A 21,216-nucleotide genomic window follows, 5' to 3' on the forward strand; every position below is an offset into this window, starting at 1 on the left:
GGATGAAATGACATGCCGTCCGCTCCCCATCCGCCCCGCCCCGGCGGTGCGGCCATGTTCAGCCGCATCGCCCCGCGGTACGACCTGCTGAACGGGCTGCTCTCGCTCGGCCTCGACAGGGTCTGGCGGCGCAGGGCGGCCGCGGCGCTGCCGGAACGTTGTCCGCGCGTGCTCGACCTCGCCGCCGGTACGGGGGATCAGGCGATAGCCGATCTGCGGGCGCGTCCGGGAGGACGGGTGGACGCCGTGGATCCCTCGCCGGAGATGCTCGACCGCGCGCGGCGGAAGGCGGCGGACGCCGGCCTGTCGTCGATATCCTTTCAGGTCGCGGCGGCGGAGGGACTGCCTTTCGACGACGCGGTATTCGACGCCGCCACCTGTGCGTTCGGAGTGCGCAATTTTGAGGACCGGCCACGCGCGCTAAGGGAACTCCGGCGGGTCCTCCGCCCGCAGGCGAGACTCGTCGTGCTCGAACTCACCCGTCCCCGGGCGCCGGTTTTCCGCGGGCTGCACGCCCTGTACTGCCACAGCGCGGTTCCACTGGCGGGGAGGATACTCGCCGGCGATGCACGGGCCTACCGCTATCTCGACCGGTCCGTGGCGGCGTTTGACGCGCACCGCTTCCGCGGCACCATGGAAGCGGCGGGATTCGGAAACGTACGTGTGAATCCGCTGACCTTCGGCGCGGTAACGGTATTCACCGGCGAGCGGGTCACCCCGTGACGAGGATCTTCTCCACGCGGGCCACGCGCAGGATGCGGAGAGGCTTTTCGCCGAACCCGTGACACGACCAGGCCACACCGTCGACGTCGGCGCGTTTCTTCAGGCCCGCCAGCATGCCGACGGCCGCTGAATCCAGGAAGTCGAGGCCGGACGCATCGATCTCGCAGGACTCCAGCGGGCGCCACTGCTCCCACATCGCCTCGCAGCGGCTTCGCAGTCCGGGGACCTCCACGGCGGTGAGTTCCCGCGGCAGCCGCACGCGCATCCGGCCCGACTCGACCTCGACTCCGGCGCCCGTCTTCCAGGCGGCACGCTTTTCGAGCAGGGAACAGGCGGTGGCGGCATCGGCGAGCACCTCCATGTAGTGGTCGAGCCGGCAGGTGGAGAGCACGCGGTGCACTTTCGGACGGGGCCGCACGGCGACAAACTCGCCGCCCGCCTCCCGGCAGCCTTTGCGCACCTCGATCATCGCCCCCAGCTCCAGGCTCGAGAGCCAGGGGCGTTCGCCGAGATCGATCACGACCGAAGGTCTGGCGGGCGTAATCTCCTTTACCGTTTCGGCCACCCACGCCGCGGCATTCCTTTCCCGGGCCAGCGAAGGCATCATGCGAAAGACCGCGCCCACGCGGTCCCATGGCAGCTTCGATTCCGCGGGCGGCACCTCCGCATCGGGGGTGCGCCGCGCCTTCGCGATCCGGTGCGAGGCGCCGAGGAGAAAGGCGGCATTGCGGGCGTAACGGCCCGCCAGGCGTTTGGGATCGCTGAGCATGCGCCACAACCACTCCATTCTCAGCTTTTGAAACGCCCGGGGTGCGCGGCGCTGGGTTCCGGCCAGAAAGTCGAAGGTCCCCCCCACCCCGATCGCGACCGGGACATCCCAATCGCGGAAATGCATATTGATCCACTTCTCCTGTTTGGGCGCGCCGAAGGCGACCAGCAGCAGATCGGGGGCAGCCTCGCGCAGACGCCGGCGCAGGTCCTCATGGTTCATCTCGTGCAGCGGGGCGTAGGGCGGGGAGAAGGTGCCGACGACCTTGAGTTTCGGGTAACGCGCTTTCAGCGCCGCCGCCGCGCGCTCGGGGACCCCTTCTCTGCCGCCCAACAGGTAGACGCGCCATCCTTCGCGCGCGGCACGTTCCGCGAGCCGGGGCGTGAGGTCGCTGCCGGTCACCCGTTCCTTGAGCCGGGGGCCGAAACGGGAGGACGCGGCCACGATCGGCCACCCGTCGGCGATCACGAGATCGGACTCGATGAGAATACGCTGCAGCTCCGGATCGCGCCACGCCTGGCTGAGGAAATCCAGGTTGGGGGTCGTCACGCAGGCGGGCCTTCCCGAGCGGATCCGCTCCGCCACCCACCCCACGGCCTCCTCGAAATTCACATTATCGAACGGGACGCCGAACAGGACCAGGGGTACGCGGGTCGACACTGCGTCATTCGATTTCATGGGTTCGAGCCTACACCGCCCCCGAAACCGCGGCAACAGGGAAACGGAGGAACCATAATGCAGGTTTTCATTTTAGCGCGAAAACGTTATCGTCGGCGCACAGAAGCCTCGTACCGTTGTCCCGCGAAGAAGGGTGCCGCCATGAATACCGTCTGGGCCTCCATCCGAAAAAACATCCTGATCGGGCTCCTGCTCGTCACTCCGCTGGCGGTCACTCTGTTCCTGATCCGGTTTTTGTACAACATCGTACACGGCCCGCTGAGCACGCTGCTGCCCGAGGCCATGCGCCATCCCGTCATGCAGCCGCTGCTCGTGCTCGCGGCGATAGGGCTGGGCATGCTCTGCCTGTTCCTGCTCGGATTCTTCTTCCGCAATGTCGCGGGCAGGCGATTTTACCGGTTCGCCGACCGGGCCGTGAGCCGCCTGCCCCTGATCAATAAAATCTATGTGTCCACACGCGACCTCACCGCCGCGCTTTTTACGCAGCGCCAGACGCTCTTCCGCTCGGCGGTATTGATGGAATACCCGCGCCGCGGCATCTACTCGATGGCCTTCGTCACCGCCAACGTGCCCGCCTCTTTCCGCCGGCGCGCTCAGGCCGAACTGCCCGGGGATGAACTGGTCACGCTGTTCGTACCCACCACCCCCAACCCCACCTCCGGCGTGCTGATCGTCGCCCCGCGCTCGGAGCTGGTCGAACTGGATATCACCGTATCCGAAGCGATGAAGCTGGTGATTTCCGGCGGCGCGGTCTTTCCGGGCGACGAAGCGGAGCAGAAGGGGGCCACCCTGATCGACCTGCTGGACACCTGGGCCCATGCCAGGGGCCTCAAAAAGGACGGGGGCACGTCATGACCGATCTGAACCGTCTCAAGCAGCAGATCTCGTTCTGTGCCCGCGGCGACCTGTGGGAGCAGGTTCCGCGTTTCCTGCAGGACCTCCACCCCGCCGACCTGGCCGAAATCATCGCCGATGCCCCGCCGGAAGCGCAGGGACCCATTTTCGAGCAGATCGACGACGAATTGAAGCCGGACGTGCTCGTGGAACTCGAAGGCGCGGCGGAGGAGAACGTGCTGCGGTCGCTGAGTTCGGAAGAGATCTCCGACTTCGTCGAAGACATGGCCCCCGACGACGCCGCCGACATCCTGGGGGAAGTGGAGGAACGCAGCCAGGAGATCCTCGAGCTGATGGAGGAGGAGGAATCCGGCGACGTCCGCGAGCTGCTCCAGTATGAGGAGGACACCGCGGGCGGGATCATGACCACGGACTTCGTGGCCGTGCGCAACACCATCACCGCCGGCGAGGCGGTCGAATACATCGCCTCGCTCGAGCTGGACGAGCCGTTTTACTACGCCTACGTGGTCGACAGGGAAGACCGGCTCGTGGGCTGGGTGGAGCTGTGGGACCTGCTGAAGCCCTCGAACCGCAACAAGCGCGTGGTCGATCTGGTCGAACACGACGCGATCCCGGTGCATGTGAGCACGGACCAGGAAGAGGCGGCGCGGGTGGCGGCGAAGTACGACCTGAGTTCGCTGCCGGTACTCGACGAAGAAAACCGGCTGGTGGGACGCATCACGATGGACGACCTGCTGGACGTCATCCAGGAGGAGGCGTCGGAGGATCTGTTCAAGTTCGCGGGATCGAACGAATCCGAGCTGGAATACGATTCGCCGCTGCGCGCCTGCCGGGCACGACTGCCCTGGCTGCTGATCACGCTGGCAACGGGGTTCCTGAGCAGCGTCATTCTCAAACACTTTATCGCGCAGATTACAACCGCCGAGGTGCTCTCGCTGAGTTTCTTCGTGCCGATCATCATGGCCATGGGCGGCAACACCGGCATCCAGTCGTCGACACTGATCATCCGCGGCCTCGCGGTGGGCACGGTGCGCAACCAGAAAATCCTCAAGCTGCTGTCGCGCGAAATCATCGCCGGCGCCCTGATGGGAATCTGCTGCGGACTGATCATCGGCCTGTGGGCGAAACTGATGATCGACCGCACCGTGACGGATGCGATGGCGTTTTCGACCTTCTACCTGTCGTTTACCGTGGGCATTGCGCTGTTCGCGGCCATGTCGTTCGCGGCGGTGTTCGGCGCGCTCGCCCCTATACTGCTCGACCGCAGCAAGGCCGACCCGGCGGTGGCATCGGGTCCCTTTGTGACGGCCTCCAACGACGTGATCGCGCTGATCATCTACTATCTGGTCACGCTGCTGATGCTGGCGATGCACGGATGACCTCCTACCCCGCAACCCGCAAACTATAACCCGCCGCTTACCCATGATCCTCAAAACCCCCGCCATCCCGTTACGGATCACGCCGTACAGCAACACGTCGCGGGTGGTGCGCTGGCTGACTCCGGAGCGGGGCCGGCTGGGCACGCTGATCAAGGGAGCGCTGCGTCCGCGCGGGGGGTTCCTGGGGCAGTACGACTATTTCGCGACCAGCGAGCTGCTCTACTACGAGCGCCGCAAGGAGGGGCTGCACATCGCGCGGGAATGCACGATGACGGAGCGTCGCCCCGAGCTGAGAACGAACTGGCGCGGCGGGGTGTGCGCCTCCTACGTGACGGCCGTCGCCGACCGCCTCACGCCGGACGACGCTCCGTCGGCCGAGCTGTTCGCTTTTCTTGAGCGGGCGCTCGATCACGCCCGGTTCGTGACGGAGCGCGCCGCGGAATTCCTGCTCTGGTTTGAGCTGCAGTGCTGCATCCGGGAGGGGCGCGCCCCGCGGCTGGAGTGCTGCGCCGCCTGCGGCAGCCCGATCGCGGACGGGGATGAGCTTGGCTTCGACGTCGCCCGCGGCGGCGTCCTTCACACCGCCTGCCGCCGCGGCGGGGACTCCGCGCAGCCTGTGGCCCCGGATGTACTGGCGCTCATGCGCGCCTGGGCCCGGGCTGCGCAGCCCGGGCAGGCGGCGCGCACCCGAACGCGCCCCCGCCAGCGGGAGACGATCGGCGCCCTGCTCGGCGCCTTCCTCGAATACCACCTCGAACTCCCCGCCGCGCCGCGCAAAGCCGCGTACTTCGCCCTGACCGCGGGCGAGACCCTCACCTGACAAGCTCCCCGCTCCGGCCTTGCTTTGAGCTTTACCATTCCGGAGTGCATTCCATTTTAGCGTTACTATTATGGAGTACATTCCGTTTCAGAACACGGACCCCGGTCAAGCCCGCCGCAGGAAACAGTGGATGGTCCCTGAACATCAGGACTCCGCCAGGGGGCGCAGCACCTCGTGGGTTCGGTGGATATCTTCCAGCCGGACCCACAGATCGCGTACTTTTTCCGGCACCGCCTCTTCATCACAGACGTGATGCCGGAGATCGCCCCGCAGCACTTTTCCGGTGGCCTCCACGGCACGCTCTTCATCCCACGGCTCCTCCAGAAAAGCGAACAGGCGCTTCATTTCGTCCATGCGCGTGTCCGGGTCCATGAACCGTTCATAGCGGACGGCAACGAGCGGGATGCCTTCCGCGGCGGCGAAAAAGCGCTCGTGGTGCAGGCGCCACAGCCACAGCCCGAATCGGCGGGGAATATGCTGCCGACGCTGAAGAGAGCGGGCGACCTCGGCGGGGTGGCGGAAACAGAGCAGCAGGCGCTCTATGTCGGCGTACTGCCGCCAGACCCCCAGGGTCAGGGTGAACCGGACTTCTTTGATATATTTCCCAGCGTATTGGCCGGCGGTCCGCCGCAGCTCACGTTCCAGCCGTGGTCCGCGCTTCTCGATGGTGGCGGGGTCGGGCTTGAGGAAGGCGGGGATATTCAGCGCACTTCTCAGCCCGTTCTCGAGCCGTTCGGGAAGACCGCTTCTGAGCACGCGAAAGTACATAGAGGTGGGGAGATGACCGAGAATCATCTCGTTATTGAGCCGCAGCACTTCAAGGTTTTCGAAGTACCCCTGCTCGTTCCACCGATCACGTTCGAGCAGCAGGTCGGGGTCTCCACAGTCCGCTCCCAGCGCCTGAATCAGGTGGGTGATGAACGAGGTCCCGCTCCGGTGCATGCCGGTGACGATGCGCATAGGCCGTTCCGTTCAGAGTTCTTTTCTGCTCAGCAGGTAGAGAGGCCGCTTCTTCACTTCCTCGTAAATCCGACTGACGTACTGGCCCAGCATACCGATGGCGAAAAGCTGTGCTCCGCCCAGCAGCAGCACGGCCGCCATCAGGGACGTCCAGCCCGGCACCATCGCCGCCGGATCGACCCACTTGATAATCACGATCCGCAGCAGCCAGAGGACGCCGAGGATGCAGGTGATGATGCCCAGCCACGAGATGAGACGCAGCGGAGCGGAGGAGAAAGAGGTGATGGCGTCGAACGCCAAATGCAGCGACTTCCAGACGGGGTACTTGGTCTCGCCGTCGTGGCGCGCCTCGCGGTCGTATTCGACCGATCCCTGGGTAAAGCCGATCCAGCAGGTGAGCCCGCGCATGAACCGGTGCTGCTCGCGAACGCCGCGCAGCGACTCGACCGCGCGGCGGTCCAGCAGCCGGAAATCCCCGGCGTTGAGCGGAACATCCACGCGCGCCAGTCGTCGGAACAGCTTGTAAAAACCGGCGGCGAGCGTCCTTTTCAGCCAGGACTCTCCCGCCCGCCTGCGCCGGACGGCGTACACCACCTCGCATCCCTCCCGCCAGCGGCGCAGAAGATCCGGAATCACCTCGGGGGGATCCTGCAGATCGGCGTCGATAATGACGACCGCATCGGCGTCGGCGTGGTCCATGCCCGCAGTGATCGCCACCTGGTGGCCGAAGTTGCGCGAGAGCCGGAGCAGCCCGACGCGTGGATCTTTTTCCCTCAGTTCGAGCAGTACATCCGGGCCGTCGTCGGTGCTTCCGTCGTCCACGAATATGAATCGGACTTCTTCGGGCTCCGATTCGAATACGCGGATCGTACGCTCGTAGAGTGTGCGCAGATTTTCGCGCTCGTTCAGGAACGGAACCACCAACGCTACGGTTTTGTTTTGATCAGCCATGATACGGGCCCACTTTATACGGTGGCGGCACGGGAATGCCAACCATGATCCTCGCCGATAAAGACTTGTCGCCCATCCCCGGAAACCTCAGTCTGACGGCGCGATGAAGCACAAGACCCTAAAGTACACGGACCATGCCTTTTTTGCCCTGGTCCTTCTGGCGGCGGCATTCGTGCGCCTGTTCCGGCTGGGCCGCTGCGCCTTCAAGGGCGACACGATCAACTATTACCGCAACGCCGCGGCCGGCACCGGCGTGTTCGAGATCTGGAGGGACTATCCCTGGCACAACCAGGTCCCGTTCACGGAATCGTTCATGCTTGCGTTTCTGAAGGTCTTCCAGCTCCCCGTCAACCATTTCACGGTCCGGCTGCCGTTCGCCCTGATCGGCATCGGGGCGGTCGCCGTGCTCTATTATTTCGTGCGCCCGCGCTGGGGCCGGATCACGGCGTTGCTCGCGGCCCTGTTCTGCGCCTTCGCGCCCTATCACGTCTACCTCTCGCGGGAAGCGTATTACTACGCCGGGGTCGTGCTGACCTCGGCCCTCGCGCTGTGGGCGTTCTGGCCGGTGTGGACAAGGGCCCTTCGCACCGAACCCCCCGACTGGAGAGCCTTCGGGCTGTGGTGGGCCGCGAGCCTTCTGGCCGCGCATACCCACATGTCCGTCTGGCCGGTGTTCGGGGTCCAGTGGCTGATGCTGGCCTGGTCCGCGTTCAAAACCCACCGCGCCGACCGCGATCTGCTTCTCCAGTGGTCCAAACCGCTGGTTCTCACCCCGCTGCTCGTAGCGGTGGTGCTCTCCCCCTGGATCTACCGCCTCTTTACCGCCTCCCGCCTCCATCCGCCCGGTCACGAAGCACGCTTTGTGGAGTGGCTCGCGTCCGTGGCCGGGATCGTACCGGTGATGACGTTCGGGACGCAGTGGTTCGCCCTGCTGTGGCTGCTCGTACCCGTGTCCGGCGTTGTGTGGACGGTGTGGCGGGGAAGCGAACAGGTACGCCCTCACACGCGCCGTCTGCTCCTGCTGAGCGCGTTTCAGGCCGTCGCCCTGCTGAGCGTTTTTACCGTGCTCGGAAAAGGATATCCGCTGAAACACACCTATTGTGCCCCGCTTTTCGCGCCCGTTGCAGTGCTGACGGCCATCGGGATCGCGGGATGGGGGTCATGGTTGACCGCGAGCCGTAAAACAGACGGCCGCATCGTGGCCGTCGCACTCGCCGCAGTCTGCGTCGCGCTGTGGCTCGTACCCGTCCGCGCCAACGTAAACCTCCCGGGCAAAACCAAAATGTTCCGATACGTGGAGCGATGGTTCGAATCAAACGCCCGTGAACAGACCCCGCTGGTGGTCGCCGACCAGTTGACCGCGATCCAGATGAGCGCCGCCGTACCGGAAAAGGCGTATCTGACGTTCCTTTCACCACAGGGCAGGATGTCTGACCCGGAACAGCGCCGCAAAGTCCAGGCGTTCCGACGGGAGCGGCTGCGCGAAATGATGGACCGTTTCCCGTCGGCAATGTACGTCGACTACCTGGACCACGCAAAGATGCAGCACCCCGGCGAATCGACCTGGAACCCGCGGGAGTTCTTCGCCCATACCGTCGTCTTCACCAACCGCGAAGCCCTGACTCTCCGGCGATGGGGCGTCGCGCCGCGGCCCGACTTCTACGGCGAGGGCACGGAGGGCATGATCACCCGCATCCACTACAACAAAGCGGAAGATCTGGCTCACCGGGCCGCAGCGCAAGAGACTTCCCTGCTGCCGCTCTACGGCGAGGGCTGGTCGTACGTCAAAACACGCGATTTGCGCGACTGGGCGATACTGGGTTCGCGCGCCACGCTCCGGGTTCTCAATGGCGGAGATCAGCCGCGGCGCGTAAATCTCTCCATCGAAGCCGTCCCGCTGGGCGGGATGAAGACGATCACTCTTTCCGATGGCGCGGAATTTACCTTCGAAAACCGGGCGCTCGGAAAATGGGTGACCGAAGCGATCGAATTCGCGCCGGGCACGAACCGCGTCACGCTGACCGATGCCTCGCCGGCAACGGGCGACACGCGCCCGCTGCTGATCCGGTCGATCTCGTTTGAGTGAAGAGGCCTGCGTCTCCCGGGTAGGGCGTGATCTCTCCGCCTTCGGCTCTTTATGCCTTCGGCGGACAGGCTAAGCTCTTTTGCGGACGGCCTTCTGCTGTCCAGCAGAATCCCTACCCTCACGCCCCGTCGTCTTTGCCCCCTGTCAGGGAGAAATCTCAAACCTGTGCCGGAGATAAACCTTTTTCCCGTCCGGCTTCCAGGCGGGTACGCGTATTCCCACCGCCCCGGCCTGCATGCCGACCCACGGGTTCGGCGCGATCGTGATGAACGGCAGTTCGGGAGGCCCTTTGACGCCGCGGTGCGCATAGACGTCCCATCCGGAATCGTCGTATCCGCGTTCCGTCCACCCCGATTCGACGTCATCGGCATACTTCCAGCCCGCCTGCGTCGTCACATTGCCGGCGTGCGTCCTTAGACAGAGCTGCACCCAGGGCATCCGCCGGGTCCGTTCGGATTCGACGGCCAGCGCATGGCCCCCGGCATCGAGTTCGACCGGCCAGGCATGAAAGACGGCCGGATGATCGATCCGCGCCGCCTGCTCGCCGTCGAGAAACACCTTCGTCAGCGCGTTGGCGTACACGCCCAGCAGGGCGCGACGCTCATCCGCATGAAACCACTTGAGCTGCCGGGCCTGTTCGCGGACCGCACCCTCCCCGCTCGCAATTACGGCCTTCAATTCGTCGGCGTGCGCCGCGAGACCGTCGCGGCGGATCCGGTAGGCGAGTTCGCGCAATTCCAGCATCTCCATGGCCTCGAAGTCCGGATGACGCTCCATGAACGCGCGCAGGTAATCATGCGCGCCCTCGAAATCCCCCAGCCATTCGTGGTTGATCAGCGAAGTCATCAGCGTCTGTTCGGCGTAACGGCCGGGGGGCACCGGGCGCGCGTCCGGCCCGGACGGCGGGGGAACCGGGGCGGGCGCGTCGAGGTAATAATACGCCACGCTCTCCATCGTGCCGGGGCTGTCATGACCGGGGCCGCGCTCGAACTGCACCCGGATCGACTCGTCGAAGGTCACCGGGTCCGGCCCGTGGAAGCGATACTGGACGGTCCGGAACGGCTCGCGCATAAGCAGTCCGTGCATCGGACGGGCCGCCGCATATTTGTAATACCATCCGCCGTTGAAGTAATCCTCCAGTCCCGTGCCCCGCCACTGCGGGCGGGCGGCGCCGTCGAGGGTGATGGTCTCATCGCCCTCGAGGATCCACCAGCTGTCCTTGCGGCTGTCGACGTAGAGCATGGTCCCCGCATAACGTCCGCGGCCCTTCGCGTCGAGCACGGTATGCGGCGTCCCGAGATCTTCCGGCGTGGAGCGGCGGTAGACCGCGTGGAAGTATGCCCGCGCAGTTTCACCGTCGTCCGGCACCGTGCGGCGGCAGGCCAGTTGCACCGGCACAACCGGCCCGCTTCTGTTGATCACCTCGATCTCCGCCGATGAACGGTAAGTCATCGGGAACCGGCAGATGAAACGATCCGCTTCCATGCCCAGCCAGTGAGACTCGTAGCGCACCCGTCGCCACCCGCTGCCGAAAAACGCAGCCAGCGGCACGTGGACGGAAGGCGAAGACGCACCGTCCCAGGTCATGCGGAGTTCAAGCGACGACAGCGCCGCTTCAGCGGCCGTGGCCGACTCAAATCCGGAGAGATCCGGCTCGACCACCAATTCATCGATCTTCGTCGGCCCGGCATCGAGATGGAGGACGAGCGGTCGGTCCGGGGCCACCTCCGCCGCGACCTGCTCCTGCTCTTTTGAAACCGCCGGTCCTTTTTTCCAGCGTTCCAGGACCTCGCGCAGCGCCGACTCGTCTTCGGCGGAGAGTTCTTTCGGGTAATCGGGCGCCTCGTCGAGCGACTGATGATTGATCTGGTAGAACAGGCGCGGGAATCCTCTGCCGGAGTAGCCGCGATCACGAACCATGATCCGCAGGCGTTGGCGGTACGGGATGGGAACGTAGGAATAGAGGCAGCTCTGCTCCCAGTTCGCGAGCGGGGCGGTGAACGGGAACTCTCCTTCCAGGGCCTTGCGGCGCGTGAGGACGATGCGCGGCCTGCGCTCCCTTCCGAACAGAAAGCGGATCTCCTGATCGGGCTGGATCCCGGTCATCCAGAAACGCGTCACCACGCCCGGCCCCTCGAGATCGGCGACCAGCTTCCATCCGTCCGGAGCCGGTCCGGCGAAGTGATTGAAGTCGTCGTTTCCGCCGGTGGGATCGACGGAGGATTCGAGTGTCGTGCAAGGCTGTGCCGGAGCATCGATTGCGGCGCTCGAAAGCACCTCGTGAACCACTTCGGCATAGGGCCGGTGCTGAGGTTCCTGCGATCCACAACCGGCGGACAGAAACAGGCCGGCGATCACAAACGAAAAAAGAGCCGTTTTGAGCATGGAAGATCGAAGATCCTTCGACATAATAACCGCCTTTCAACCGGACAGGATCCAGTAAGATCCATAGAATGTAATCAAGCCCGTTGACGTATACATGATTCCCGCCATAAAAAACATAGAAGTCTTTTCTGTGACTCTTGTGCCTCTTTGTGGCTATCCAATCCTGTCTTGAGGAGATCTTGATGGCGGAGAATGAGCTTTCAGAACAACCGCGCGTGGCCCTGATCGTCTCCGCACGGAACGAAGAGGCGGATATCGGCGACTGCCTGCGGAGCCTGCTCGCGCAGGATTACGTGAACAAGCAAGTCATCCTGGTCGACAACGCGTCGACCGACCGCACGGCGGAGATCGCGCGCGGGCTTGGGGTACGCGTGGAGGACCGGGGGCCTGAGCGCAGCGCGCAGCGCAATCACGGCGCCGCGGTGTCGGACGCCGGATTCGTCTGTTTCCTCGACGCTGACATGATCTGCCCGGAAACGATGGTTCGGGAATGCCTGGCACAGATGGAGGATGCGGCGGTCGGCGCGGTGGTCATTCCCGAGGAATCGTTCGGCGAGGGATTCTGGTCGCAGTGCAAGGTACTCGAGCGGAGCTGTTACCCGCCCGGCGCCTATGTGGAAGCCGCGCGCTTCTACCGGCGCGACGTCTTCGATGCGCTGGGAGGATTCGACGAAGGACTCACGGGGCTGGAAGATCTCGATCTGCACCAGCGTTGCGCCGCACAGTATGCGATCGGGTACAGCGCAACGCCGATCCGTCATCATGAAGGCCGCATCCGTTTCCTTGAGCAGATGGGCAAGAAGTACCGCTATGGCCGCCTTTCGCCGGCTTATGCCCGCAAGCATCCCGAGGCCTTCCGCCGGCAGGGCAACCCGTTTCGCGGCTACTTCTGGCACGAGCGGAAACGGCTTGCGCGCACTCCGTTTCTGACGACTGCCATGCTCTTCATGAAGTGTTGTGAATTAGTCGCGGGGGGCATCGGGGTGCTGATGGGTCATCTTCGGGGGCGATAAACCGCGGGGGGCTCAATCACGGATCAGCGATCGCGCCAGATCGAGGGTCTCTCTCCCGGTGATCTCCCAGGAAAACCCCGACGCGTAATCCAAAGCCTCGGCCGCCTTTTGTTCCAGCGCCCCGGGATTGTCCAAAAGCTCTGCCGCGCACCGGGCCAGGGCCTCGGGATCATCGACCGGAACCGTTTCCATCCCCTTTTCGAAGACCGCGTATACGGGGAGGTCGTAGGCCACGACCGGCAGGCCGCACTTCATGGCCTCGAGATTCACTTGGCCGAAGCTTTCAAACCGGCTGGGCATCAGGAAAAGCCGGGCACTCTGGAGTACGCGCCATTTCTCATCGCCGTCCAGAAACCCCTTCCAGTCGATGTGCGCGTCCGCCTTTTCGCGTTTGATCTGCTGCTTGAACCGGCGTTCCAGGGTGCGGTCTCCCGAACCGATAATCACGGCTCGAAAACCGGGGCGCTGTCGTCCGATCCTCGCGCACACGTTCACCAGATCCTCCAGTCCCTTCTGGGCGTGGAAGCGTCCGCACCAGGCCGCGTCGTACTTCTTATTCACATTGAACTCGGGTACATCCGCCCCGCTGTAGCGCGAGACCACATGTATCCGCTGTGCCGGGAACCACTGCCGGAGCTGTCGCTCGTAGAGGGGATTGTTGGTAAGAAGGGTGGCCCGCTTCGGGATGCGGCTGCGATATCGCCATTGTTCGAGCCTGTAGCGAATCAGCCTCGGGTCCGGCAGGTGGACAGACCCCGTGTACTGCCCGTTGTATCCCCGCCACAGGTCGGGGGCGAGCATATGAACCCAGGCGATCAGCGCCGCCTCCGGCCATCGGTCGGCCAGACGAAAAAACGGCGTGCGATTGGGAAAAAATTCGTTATGGCAGAGCAGTACCGTATCGGGTTTCCGTTCGAGGCGCTCGATCAGCCGAAGGGCGTGGCGGACCCGACGCATGTACGCCTGCATGATATCGACGGCGCCCTCGGCTCCGCCACAGGAAGGCACGGGGTGCAGTCTGCAATGCGGATGACAATCCAGACCGAGGGAGGCATAATTGGGCACGGCGCTGCCGGGCAGCAGGACCTCGTTATCGACCCCCTGTCCCGCCAGATAGCGCACGGTCTCCAGCGTGCATCGATCGCCGCCGGACATGCCTGAGGTATAGGCCAGATCAAAGTGGATCAACCTCATACATGACCCCCTTGGACCTCAGCACGTATCATCATCGCTGAACGGCCTTGAGGCATCAGGGTTTCGCCCCTGCCCGGCCCAGCAGAATGCCGAATGTTCGCGCCCCCTTGAATTCCGCCGGACCCCGCCCCTGGTTCCACCAGCCGCGTACGCTGAATCCCGCCGACTCGCAGAGATCCTTCAGTGCCGGCGGGGAAAACGCGCGGATATGGCCGGCCGGAACGAACGGCGCCACCTTCTTCTTCAGAAAACCCGGACGAAGACCGTACGTGATCGATTCGTCGCCGACCTCGGGCCCGAGGGGCTGGCCTCCGCACAGCATCATGATCCGGTTCAGCCAGGAGGTCAGATTGGGGGTGCTGATCACGACGAGCGCTTCGTCCGCGGCGATTCGATAAAGCTCGCGCACCAGGTGTTCGGTATGAAAAACGTGCTCGATGACGTGATTGCAGAAAACGAGGTCAAAGCTCCGATCGGGTGCCGGAACGGGGTCTTTATTCAAATCACATACGTGGAAGGTGAAGGGTTTTCCCCGGTACGCGAAATCCGCGTCGACGGGGACCACATCCGTCCCGCAGACCGTCTCGACCGCCAGCTCTCTGCGTTCCAATTCCGCAACCAGGTCACGCAGGAAAACCCCGCGACCGCAGCCGGCATCCATGATCCGGATCGGGCTGTCCCCCCGCACGCGGAGCCAGTTCCGCATGGCGCGGCCGCGGAAGAGGGCATCCAGCCTGTAGGTGCCCTTCGCATACTCCGATTCGTCGCAGAACTTTTGTCTGTAGAAATCTGCATCCATGAATCACCCGGAGCGATTTTTCCGATTCCGAGAATCCAGCCACCCGCCGGCGCCCCCCAGCAGGATGGCCGCCGCGAGGCTGACGAACACGGCTCCCGAAGCCAGGCCTCTGAACGCCGGGCGCGGGGCGAACCGGAATTCCACCTCATGCCGGCCCTCGGGGAGCAGAACGCCGCGCATCAGGTAGTTGGCGCGGACAGCCCCTGCTCTCACCCCGTCAATATGCACCCGCCAGTCGGGGCTGTATCGCGCATTATGCAGCAACAGTGAGGGCCGGTCTGCGTCCACCCTTACCCGGGCGTATCCTCTCCGGGATTCGATCACCCTGCCCGCCCGCGGTTCCGCGGTGCCGTTTACGGCACCGGCCGAGGTCAGCGGCGTTTCCGTCAGCACCGTCCGGGCGGGATGCCGGGCCTCATCGGCAAGGCGGCTCAGCACCTCCTCGGGTCCCGGCTGCACCCTTACGTTTTCAAATACCGCAAAGCGCGGCAGCGCGCCCTGCACCCGGTATACGTAATGACCGCGGCCTCCGAGATCTTCACCCTCCGCCACCTTTTCCAGCGCCGGATTTTCATTCAGCAGCGGTTCCAGACGCACCGGTTGCCGGGAGAGGCCGTAGAGGTATCCGTCCGTCACCACGTACTTTACATTGCACAACTGCCAGAACCGGATATTGCGCTCGAGCAGTTCGCGGAACATCTCACGGCCCCCTTTTTGCGGAGCGCCAGGGAGGACCGCGCGGAAAAAGGAGCGATACTCGGCAGCCACACGTGACTGCGGGGTATTCTCCATCGTTTCAATCCCGTAATAAGGGAAATGATAGGTAACGTAGCGGCCTCGATAGGGCGTCAGGGGAAGCGGAATGGCCTGACCGCCGTGAAACACCTTCAGCGAAGCCGCGACGCGGAACGGCGCCTGTTCTTCCTTCTGCGTATTCAAAAAGCGCAGCACCGTACCCTGCGCATAGAAGTCGTCGGGCTTGAACAGTGCCCGCCGCAGGTAAAACCCGTCCACGGCAAACAGCTCGATCACCAGCACCACTCCGATCAGGGCGACCCCCGCGGACCGAGCCCATTTCCTATCGCGAAAGCGGATCGTCATCCAGACCGCCCCCAGCACCAGGACCGCCCACACGACCATGCGTAACAGCGACGCGGTTCGGGCCTTCGCCGCGGCCGCCCCCGCCTCCGCGGACCCTAGCTGCGCGCCGAACCCCTGCGCGAGGTCGGGCTGGAAGGCATAGGTGCCGAGCAGCCCTACGAAACCCGCGACCGCAATTGCGACGAGACCATTGCGCAGAAGAGCGAGAAACCGCGTACGGTCCCGGCGAAAGGCCTCGCTAAAGTACTGAACACCGAACCCCGCCAGGAGCGACAGCGAAAAGGTCGCCACACTCATGAATTTGACCGGGGCGCGAAAGCGGTCCATGAGGGGCAGCTGAAACCAGAGCTGAAACAGCGGGCGACCCGGCCAGAAGCGTCCGCACGCGAGCAGCAGTGCAAGCAGGGACAGCACGGCGAAGAAGCGCACCCTCGAATCCCGCCTCACGCCTGTGAGGATCGCCACGGCCGCCCAGAAGCAGACCGTGAATCCCGCGGCGTCGCTGTTGTGCGAGACCGGCTTGGTTCCGTGATAGGGGCGCGCGGGATCGCCGCTGAGTTCCCCGTGGTAGCCGGGGACGAACAGATCAATCCACTCCGCCGGATGGTGGGACCAGCTCGTCGAGAACTGCCACTTCGCCTCCTCCGTCCGAGTTCCGGCGGTCGTGACGCCGCCGGCCATATTCTTTCCGCCCGCCTGACGCTGCAGCTCGAAAGAGAACACCGAAAGCATCACACCGGCGGCCAGTCCCGCACGCAGCCAGAAACCCGCCCCGAAAGCCGCCCGCAACCGCGACGGGAAGTTTATTCCGTCGGGGCAGTCGCTCCACGCCCGGAAGAGCAGGTAGGCCGCCGCCGCGAAGGAGAAATAGAGACCCCGCTGCGGGTCTTCGTTCATCAGCATCCCCCAGGCACAGCCGCCGGCCAGCGCCGAGGCCGCGCGGTCCAGTACCCCCCGCCCCCGCTCCGTCCAGCGTGTGATGAAGTAGAACAGCGCGGCAATGAAGGCGGGGGCGCTCAGCACCGTGAGGTGAACCGGGTAGATCAGCGTGACGAAATGCGGCGTGAACCCGAAGGCCGCGGCCCCGATGACCGCGGGGCCGCGTTCGAGCCGGTATTCGCGGAGCAGCAGATACGTGAAGAGCATGGCCGTCGCCCAGGAGGCGATGCACAGCCCGTACAGCATCCCCCCCGGATCGAGCAGCCGGGACGCGAGGGTCCACGTCTGGACGCCGAACACCCCCGATCCGCCGAGCCAGTAGGGCGTCCACCAGCCCTCGAACCCGTCATCGATCCATCCGTCGCGTACGCTCCGGATGGAGAAATTTCCGTCGACCCCGAGTACGGGGCGGAATTCCGGAACCAGGGCGGGGAGAAAGAAGACCGACGCGAGCAAGAGAAAAAGCAACGACACCAGCAGGGTTTCACGTGACAGGTTTCGCATCATGGCTCCTTTCTACACACCTTCTGCAGCAGCGACAACCATTTGTCGGCCGAGCGGTCCCAGGAGAATTCCGCCGCCCACGCCAGGGAAGATTCGGACCAAGCCGCGCGGCGGTCCGGATCATCCAACAGCCCCCGTATCTTATCCGCCAGCACGTCCGCCGCCCCGTAGGGAAACACGTCCCCGTTCACCCCGGGCCGGATGGAATCGCGGATGCCGGGGACGTCCGACCCGAGCACCGGGGTTCCGCAGGCATTCGCCTCGAGGTTCGTGATACTCCATCCCTCCATCATACTGGGGTTGACCGCGATCCACGCCCGCTGAAGAAACCGGCGTTTATCCTCCTCGCTCACCCGGCCCTCGAACCGGACGCGGTCGCTGATCCCGTACTCGCGGCAGATCCCCCGCAGGCGGGGTTCGTCATCGCCGTGACCGATCAGTCTGAAGAGCACCTCAGGGGCATGCAGTAGGCGGACCGCGTCGAGCAGCACGTCCACGGACTTATAGCGTTTGAGCCGTCCGAGGTAGACGATCTCCGGCCGCTGCGCCTTATCTCCGGGCGTCAGGTCGCCGGAAAAGGCGTTATAGATCACCTCTACCGCCGTCTGCGCGCCGAACAACCCGCGTATCATTTCAGCGGAACTCGGCGACACCGTAACGATCGGGCGGCCGCGATATACCTTGGGCATGACACGGCTTTCGAGAAATCTTCCCAGCAGGGCAAGCGGGGGCGTCAGTTCACGCCGCCAGACCTCGGTGTGGACGTGGTGAACGAGCAGGACTACGGGGCATGAGACGTACAGGGGGGAGAAGAATGGGATGCCGTTTTCCACATCGATGACCACCTCGGGGCGCGGACGCAGCCGCCGGAGGGCGGCCTGCGCTTTCATGTAGATGGTGTATTTGCCCCCGACGCGGCGGAAGCTGATCCCGTCGTGCACCTCCTCCGCCGGCGCGCCCCGGACCCGCGCGGCCAGCCAGTCGACGCTATGCCCCTGCGCCGCCCAGCGTTTCGCCTGTTCGTGGAGATACACCTCCGACCCCCCGGCCTGGGGATGCCGGAAACACCGCCAGTTGAGGACGGCGATCTTCACGATCGTGCTTCCTTCTGCAGTATGCGCTTTCCGCGTCCGCCGAACATCGAGATCATAAGGAAGGCGATCGACAGCCACCCCCCTGCCGCCACACAGGCGATCATCTGACGAGGAGTCTCATGGAAAGCGAAAAGGGCCATCAGATAACCCGTCACGAGCGGAAGCAGGCCGAGCGTGCGGCCGGTCAGATGACGCGCCCAGAGGTACTTGGACACGATACCGACCAAGCTGATGGGAAGCGCAGCCCAGACGTAGAGGCGGGCGCAGTCGAGATAGGCGCCGCCGTCGATGCCGTACATCAGGCGCATGGGAACGGCGGGGACAAGCGCGATCAGCACGGCGGCCGCGAGTGAACTCAGGAGCGCGAACAGAAAAGGCGCAAAGAAGATGGCCCGCCGCGCAGAGGTCACCGCACGGGGGAACATGGCCAGCGCCACGGGCTGGGCGAGGAAGAGCACGGTTCGTGAAAGGGTGGCCGCCTTGCCGTACACCGCCAGCGCCTCCCCCTCCAGAAACCGCTTCGACATCATGATATCGCCGTGCATCAGGAGAAAGACGGCGCCCTGCCCCAGCAGTACCGGCCAGAGGTATCGGTAGATCGGGCCTGTGTCGTAATCGGGTATGGCGGTTGTTTCCCTGACCACGCGACGGAAGGGAATATTACCGATGGCGAGACTCAGGAAGGTCGCGAGAAGGACGCCGGTCATAACCCCGTCGACGCTCCCTCCCCACCAGACGATCAGCGCGCAGAGCAGCAGTCTGAAAAAACCGCTGCTGAAATTGGAGGCGGCCAGCCAGCCGAAATTCCGGGAACCCTGGAGGGCGCCGCCGATGATCGGCCGGTAGAGCATCAGCACTGCGATAGTTCCGAGCAGGATGATCGACCAGATGCTCGGCGCCTCGAAAAGCCGTCGCAACCAGGGTGAGAACAGGATCCAGGCCGCGAGCCCTCCGCACGCCCAGAAGCTGACCCGCCGCATGGCGCGCTTGAAAATGGTAACCCATACCTGAACCGCGTTCTGGTGCGCGTGCTCGGCGATGTAGCGCGCGATCGTAATCTGCATCGCGGCCGCGGGCAGCCCCAGCACACTGAGCAGGCCGAGCAACGCGACGACGGCTGCGTAGTCCACCCCCGGCATCATTCGGCCCAGCACCACGTGCACGAGCAGATAGAAAAAACCCGTCACGGCTCCGGTACCGATCAGCAGCCCGCTGTCCCATGCAAACCGATACCGGTCGCGCAGATTCTTCACAAACCCGATCATTCCGTGGCCTTCCGCTGATCCGCTTCGAGCCAGTGCGATAAGTCGCGCCCCGTCAAATGCTCCAGCACCCCGACGTCCTCCCGATACACGCGGCAGAGCCGCCGACGCATCGCCTCCGACATACGCACGGGGCGAAGATTACGGCTCCGCAACCGCTCTATACACCCGGAGACGGTGTCCTCCGGCAAACCCGCCCGGATTATGAGATCTTTCAGCTTCAGTTTCCATGGCGACGGCTTGAAAAAAACTTTCTGGATCCATCGATTTACGGGAACCCCGGAACGGTTCAGTGCCGCGACATCGGGAGGGCGGAAAGCGGAATCGAGACCGAGCCATTCGTAGACGCCGGCTATCCAAGGGTCGAAACGTTGTATCATGTCCTCGAACAGTTCCACCCTCACCCGGGAAAAATGCTCCAGATAGGTTCGCACCGGATCCGCGTAATACCCCATCGCGATGTAATGCCGGTTCCAGGGAATCGCGTCGGCGCCTCCGCTGAGTTCCTGCTCGACCGCATCCTCGAACGTGCGCAGTTCGTTCATATCGCGCACATAATGCATGTAATTGGAATACGCCCGGTCCACCGGATTCCTGAGCAGAATCAGGATCCGCACGTCGCCCACCAGGTCACGGATCGTCGGCGCGGACTCGCGGTGCGTGTAAAGATAACTGCTCGCCACCTCGCCGGACACGGGCGCACGTTCACCGGAGACCCTTCCGAACAGCGCCCTGTATTCCGCTTCGGTATAGATCCGCCCCCGGAATCCGGGCAGCCTCCGCACGGCATCCCGGTTGAACAGATAGGTGTCCTTGGTGGGCACGTAACATCCGGGATGGGCACGAAGATAGCGATAGAGCGAGGTCGTTCCGCACTTCTCTCCGCCCGGCACGATAAAAGCAGGCGATGAAGGGCTCCCGGCGTTCATGACCCCCACCTCATGACCCGGCTCACCGCGCGGCCCAGCACCGGGACGAGAAAACGAAAGGGCGAATACACCAGCCTCAACCGCACCAGCGCCACGGCCATCTCCGTACTCGCCTTGCCCATCCGCAGCTTCGACCCCGCGGCGTCGCTCCAGGTGGTGGGGATCTCGCGGATCGTCCCGCCGGCGCGCCGTACCTGGTAGAGCAGATCGACGTCGAAGGCCCAGTTGGTCGTGCCGAGCTTCGGAAGCACCCGCTGCAGTGTCGCCCCGCGAAACAGTTTGGCCCCGCACTGGGTATCGTGGAGCGCGAGTCCGAACAGGAGCCGTACCAGCCCATTGAACACGCGCGACGCGGCGCGGCGCGAAAGGGGCTGTTTCGGCTCGACGCGCGAAGCCGGAAGCCAGCGGGAAGCGATGATCGCGTCCGCGTCGCCGATCCGGTCGACCAGATCCTGAAAGGCCTCCGGCGGCGTCGCGCCGTCGGCGTCCACAAACCCCACGAGTTCCCCGCGCGCCTCGCGGAATCCCATCATCACCGCCCCGCCCTTCCCTACCCGGCCGGGTTCGATCAGAATTTTTATCTGCGGATACTGCTTTCCCGCTTCGCGCGCCACCTCCGCCGTGCGGTCGGTCGAGCCGTTGACGCACACGATCAGTTCGACATCATCGCCGTACCGCGGCGAGAAGTACGAGGCATACCGCTCCAGCGCCGGCCCGAGCCTGCACTCCTCATTGAACGCCGGTATGATGATGGAGAGTTTCATCCTCGATCCAT

17 protein-coding genes are annotated in these 21,216 nt (G+C 64.3%); 6 read left to right on the forward strand and 11 right to left on the reverse strand.

From position 1 onward, the window contains the following. Positions 1-12: 12 nt before the first annotated feature. Positions 13-723: a ubiquinone/menaquinone biosynthesis methyltransferase gene (locus L21SP4_RS08750; RefSeq protein ID WP_201774615.1), complete on the forward strand. Its 711-nt coding sequence runs from the start codon at positions 13-15 to the stop codon at positions 721-723. On the opposite strand, the gene L21SP4_RS08755 is transcribed toward L21SP4_RS08750, so the two are convergent. After that, positions 713-2,170: a WecB/TagA/CpsF family glycosyltransferase gene (locus tag L21SP4_RS08755; RefSeq protein WP_082116653.1), complete on the reverse strand. Its 1,458-nt coding sequence runs from the start codon at positions 2,168-2,170 to the stop codon at positions 713-715. The two genes, L21SP4_RS08750 and L21SP4_RS08755, sit on opposite strands and share 11 nt — an antisense overlap. Before the next feature lie 141 nt (positions 2,171-2,311). Here L21SP4_RS08755 and L21SP4_RS08760 point away from each other — a divergent pair, with 141 nt between their 5' ends. Genes L21SP4_RS08760 through recO form a run of 3 tightly spaced genes read left to right on the forward strand, consistent with a single transcriptional unit; the run spans position 2,312 to position 5,224 of the window. After that, on the forward strand, positions 2,312-3,025 hold the full coding sequence (locus L21SP4_RS08760; protein WP_052882295.1) for a DUF502 domain-containing protein: 714 nt from the start codon (positions 2,312-2,314) through the stop codon (positions 3,023-3,025). Further along, complete coding sequence (gene mgtE, locus L21SP4_RS08765) at positions 3,022-4,404, forward strand: magnesium transporter (RefSeq protein ID WP_052882296.1); 1,383 nt, start codon at positions 3,022-3,024, stop codon at positions 4,402-4,404. Before L21SP4_RS08760 ends, mgtE begins: the two co-directional genes overlap by 4 nt. A gap of 43 nt (positions 4,405-4,447) precedes the next feature. Further along, entirely contained in the window at positions 4,448-5,224 is a 777-nt protein-coding gene (gene recO, locus L21SP4_RS08770; protein WP_052882297.1) for a DNA repair protein RecO, read from the forward strand. A gap of 144 nt (positions 5,225-5,368) precedes the next feature. On the opposite strand, the gene L21SP4_RS08775 is transcribed toward recO, so the two are convergent. Next, positions 5,369-6,184, reverse strand: coding sequence for a sulfotransferase family protein (locus L21SP4_RS08775; RefSeq protein ID WP_052882298.1), 816 nt, complete (start codon positions 6,182-6,184; stop codon positions 5,369-5,371). 12 nt (positions 6,185-6,196) lie between these two features. Next, on the reverse strand, positions 6,197-7,135 hold the full coding sequence (locus L21SP4_RS08780) for a glycosyltransferase family 2 protein (protein ID WP_074041437.1): 939 nt from the start codon (positions 7,133-7,135) through the stop codon (positions 6,197-6,199). Positions 7,136-7,238: 103 nt separating this feature from the next. Here L21SP4_RS08780 and L21SP4_RS08785 point away from each other — a divergent pair, with 103 nt between their 5' ends. Next, positions 7,239-9,221, forward strand: coding sequence for an ArnT family glycosyltransferase (locus L21SP4_RS08785; protein WP_052882300.1), 1,983 nt, complete (start codon positions 7,239-7,241; stop codon positions 9,219-9,221). A gap of 144 nt (positions 9,222-9,365) precedes the next feature. Here the strand turns inward: L21SP4_RS08785 and L21SP4_RS08790 are convergent, their stop codons facing one another. Continuing rightward, complete coding sequence (locus tag L21SP4_RS08790) at positions 9,366-11,630, reverse strand: glycoside hydrolase family 172 protein (RefSeq protein WP_082116655.1); 2,265 nt, start codon at positions 11,628-11,630, stop codon at positions 9,366-9,368. 158 nt (positions 11,631-11,788) lie between these two features. On the opposite strand from L21SP4_RS08790, the gene L21SP4_RS08795 reads away from it, so the two are divergent. After that, complete coding sequence (locus tag L21SP4_RS08795) at positions 11,789-12,619, forward strand: glycosyltransferase family 2 protein (protein WP_052882302.1); 831 nt, start codon at positions 11,789-11,791, stop codon at positions 12,617-12,619. Between the two features lie 12 nt (positions 12,620-12,631). Here the strand turns inward: L21SP4_RS08795 and L21SP4_RS08800 are convergent, their stop codons facing one another. The 7 genes from L21SP4_RS08800 to L21SP4_RS08830 are packed head-to-tail and all read right to left on the reverse strand — an operon-like array spanning position 12,632 to position 21,205. Continuing rightward, on the reverse strand, positions 12,632-13,813 hold the full coding sequence (locus L21SP4_RS08800) for a glycosyltransferase family 4 protein (RefSeq protein WP_052882303.1): 1,182 nt from the start codon (positions 13,811-13,813) through the stop codon (positions 12,632-12,634). A gap of 55 nt (positions 13,814-13,868) precedes the next feature. Then, positions 13,869-14,612, reverse strand: coding sequence for a class I SAM-dependent methyltransferase (locus tag L21SP4_RS08805; protein ID WP_052882304.1), 744 nt, complete (start codon positions 14,610-14,612; stop codon positions 13,869-13,871). Between the two features lie 3 nt (positions 14,613-14,615). Continuing rightward, positions 14,616-17,159 (reverse strand): YfhO family protein, encoded by a 2,544-nt coding sequence (locus L21SP4_RS08810; RefSeq protein WP_144413809.1) that lies wholly within the window; start codon positions 17,157-17,159, stop codon positions 14,616-14,618. Beyond that, positions 17,156-18,250 carry a glycosyltransferase family 4 protein gene (locus L21SP4_RS08815; protein ID WP_052882306.1) on the reverse strand — a complete coding sequence of 365 codons (1,095 nt, stop codon included), beginning with the start codon at positions 18,248-18,250 and terminating at the stop codon, positions 17,156-17,158. Before L21SP4_RS08815 ends, L21SP4_RS08810 begins: the two co-directional genes overlap by 4 nt. Then, complete coding sequence (locus L21SP4_RS08820; protein WP_052882307.1) at positions 18,247-19,515, reverse strand: oligosaccharide flippase family protein; 1,269 nt, start codon at positions 19,513-19,515, stop codon at positions 18,247-18,249. The genes L21SP4_RS08815 and L21SP4_RS08820 overlap by 4 nt, the downstream gene beginning before the upstream one ends. Further along, complete coding sequence (locus L21SP4_RS08825; protein WP_052882308.1) at positions 19,512-20,441, reverse strand: sulfotransferase family protein; 930 nt, start codon at positions 20,439-20,441, stop codon at positions 19,512-19,514. The genes L21SP4_RS08820 and L21SP4_RS08825 overlap by 4 nt, the downstream gene beginning before the upstream one ends. Further along, positions 20,438-21,205: a dolichyl-phosphate beta-glucosyltransferase gene (locus tag L21SP4_RS08830; RefSeq protein WP_052882309.1), complete on the reverse strand. Its 768-nt coding sequence runs from the start codon at positions 21,203-21,205 to the stop codon at positions 20,438-20,440. The genes L21SP4_RS08825 and L21SP4_RS08830 overlap by 4 nt, the downstream gene beginning before the upstream one ends. Between the last annotated feature and the right edge of the window lie 11 nt (positions 21,206-21,216).

The sequence above is a fragment of the Kiritimatiella glycovorans genome, assembly GCF_001017655.1.
Classification (GTDB): Bacteria; Verrucomicrobiota; Kiritimatiellia; order Kiritimatiellales; family Kiritimatiellaceae; genus Kiritimatiella; species Kiritimatiella glycovorans.

Excerpts from the sequence above, each read along its gene's own strand:
- L21SP4_RS08820 (WP_052882307.1), bottom strand. The coding sequence starts at position 19,515 with ATGATCGGGTTTGTGAAGAATCTGCGCGACCGGTATCGGTTTGCATGG.
- L21SP4_RS08830 (WP_052882309.1), bottom strand. The coding sequence starts at position 21,205 with ATGAAACTCTCCATCATCATACCGGCGTTCAATGAGGAGTGCAGGCTC.
- L21SP4_RS08805 (WP_052882304.1), bottom strand. The coding sequence starts at position 14,612 with ATGGATGCAGATTTCTACAGACAAAAGTTCTGCGACGAATCGGAGTAT.
- L21SP4_RS08795 (WP_052882302.1), top strand. The coding sequence starts at position 11,789 with ATGGCGGAGAATGAGCTTTCAGAACAACCGCGCGTGGCCCTGATCGTC.
- L21SP4_RS08790 (WP_082116655.1), bottom strand. The coding sequence starts at position 11,630 with ATGTCGAAGGATCTTCGATCTTCCATGCTCAAAACGGCTCTTTTTTCG.
- L21SP4_RS08775 (WP_052882298.1), bottom strand. The coding sequence starts at position 6,184 with ATGCGCATCGTCACCGGCATGCACCGGAGCGGGACCTCGTTCATCACC.
- L21SP4_RS08780 (WP_074041437.1), bottom strand. The coding sequence starts at position 7,135 with ATGGCTGATCAAAACAAAACCGTAGCGTTGGTGGTTCCGTTCCTGAAC.
- L21SP4_RS08760 (WP_052882295.1), top strand. The coding sequence starts at position 2,312 with ATGAATACCGTCTGGGCCTCCATCCGAAAAAACATCCTGATCGGGCTC.
- recO (WP_052882297.1), top strand. The coding sequence starts at position 4,448 with ATGATCCTCAAAACCCCCGCCATCCCGTTACGGATCACGCCGTACAGC.
- L21SP4_RS08755 (WP_082116653.1), bottom strand. The coding sequence starts at position 2,170 with ATGAAATCGAATGACGCAGTGTCGACCCGCGTACCCCTGGTCCTGTTC.
- mgtE (WP_052882296.1), top strand. The coding sequence starts at position 3,022 with ATGACCGATCTGAACCGTCTCAAGCAGCAGATCTCGTTCTGTGCCCGC.
- L21SP4_RS08825 (WP_052882308.1), bottom strand. The coding sequence starts at position 20,441 with ATGAACGCCGGGAGCCCTTCATCGCCTGCTTTTATCGTGCCGGGCGGA.
- L21SP4_RS08810 (WP_144413809.1), bottom strand. The coding sequence starts at position 17,159 with ATGATGCGAAACCTGTCACGTGAAACCCTGCTGGTGTCGTTGCTTTTT.
- L21SP4_RS08750 (WP_201774615.1), top strand. The coding sequence starts at position 13 with ATGCCGTCCGCTCCCCATCCGCCCCGCCCCGGCGGTGCGGCCATGTTC.
- L21SP4_RS08800 (WP_052882303.1), bottom strand. The coding sequence starts at position 13,813 with ATGAGGTTGATCCACTTTGATCTGGCCTATACCTCAGGCATGTCCGGC.
- L21SP4_RS08785 (WP_052882300.1), top strand. The coding sequence starts at position 7,239 with ATGAAGCACAAGACCCTAAAGTACACGGACCATGCCTTTTTTGCCCTG.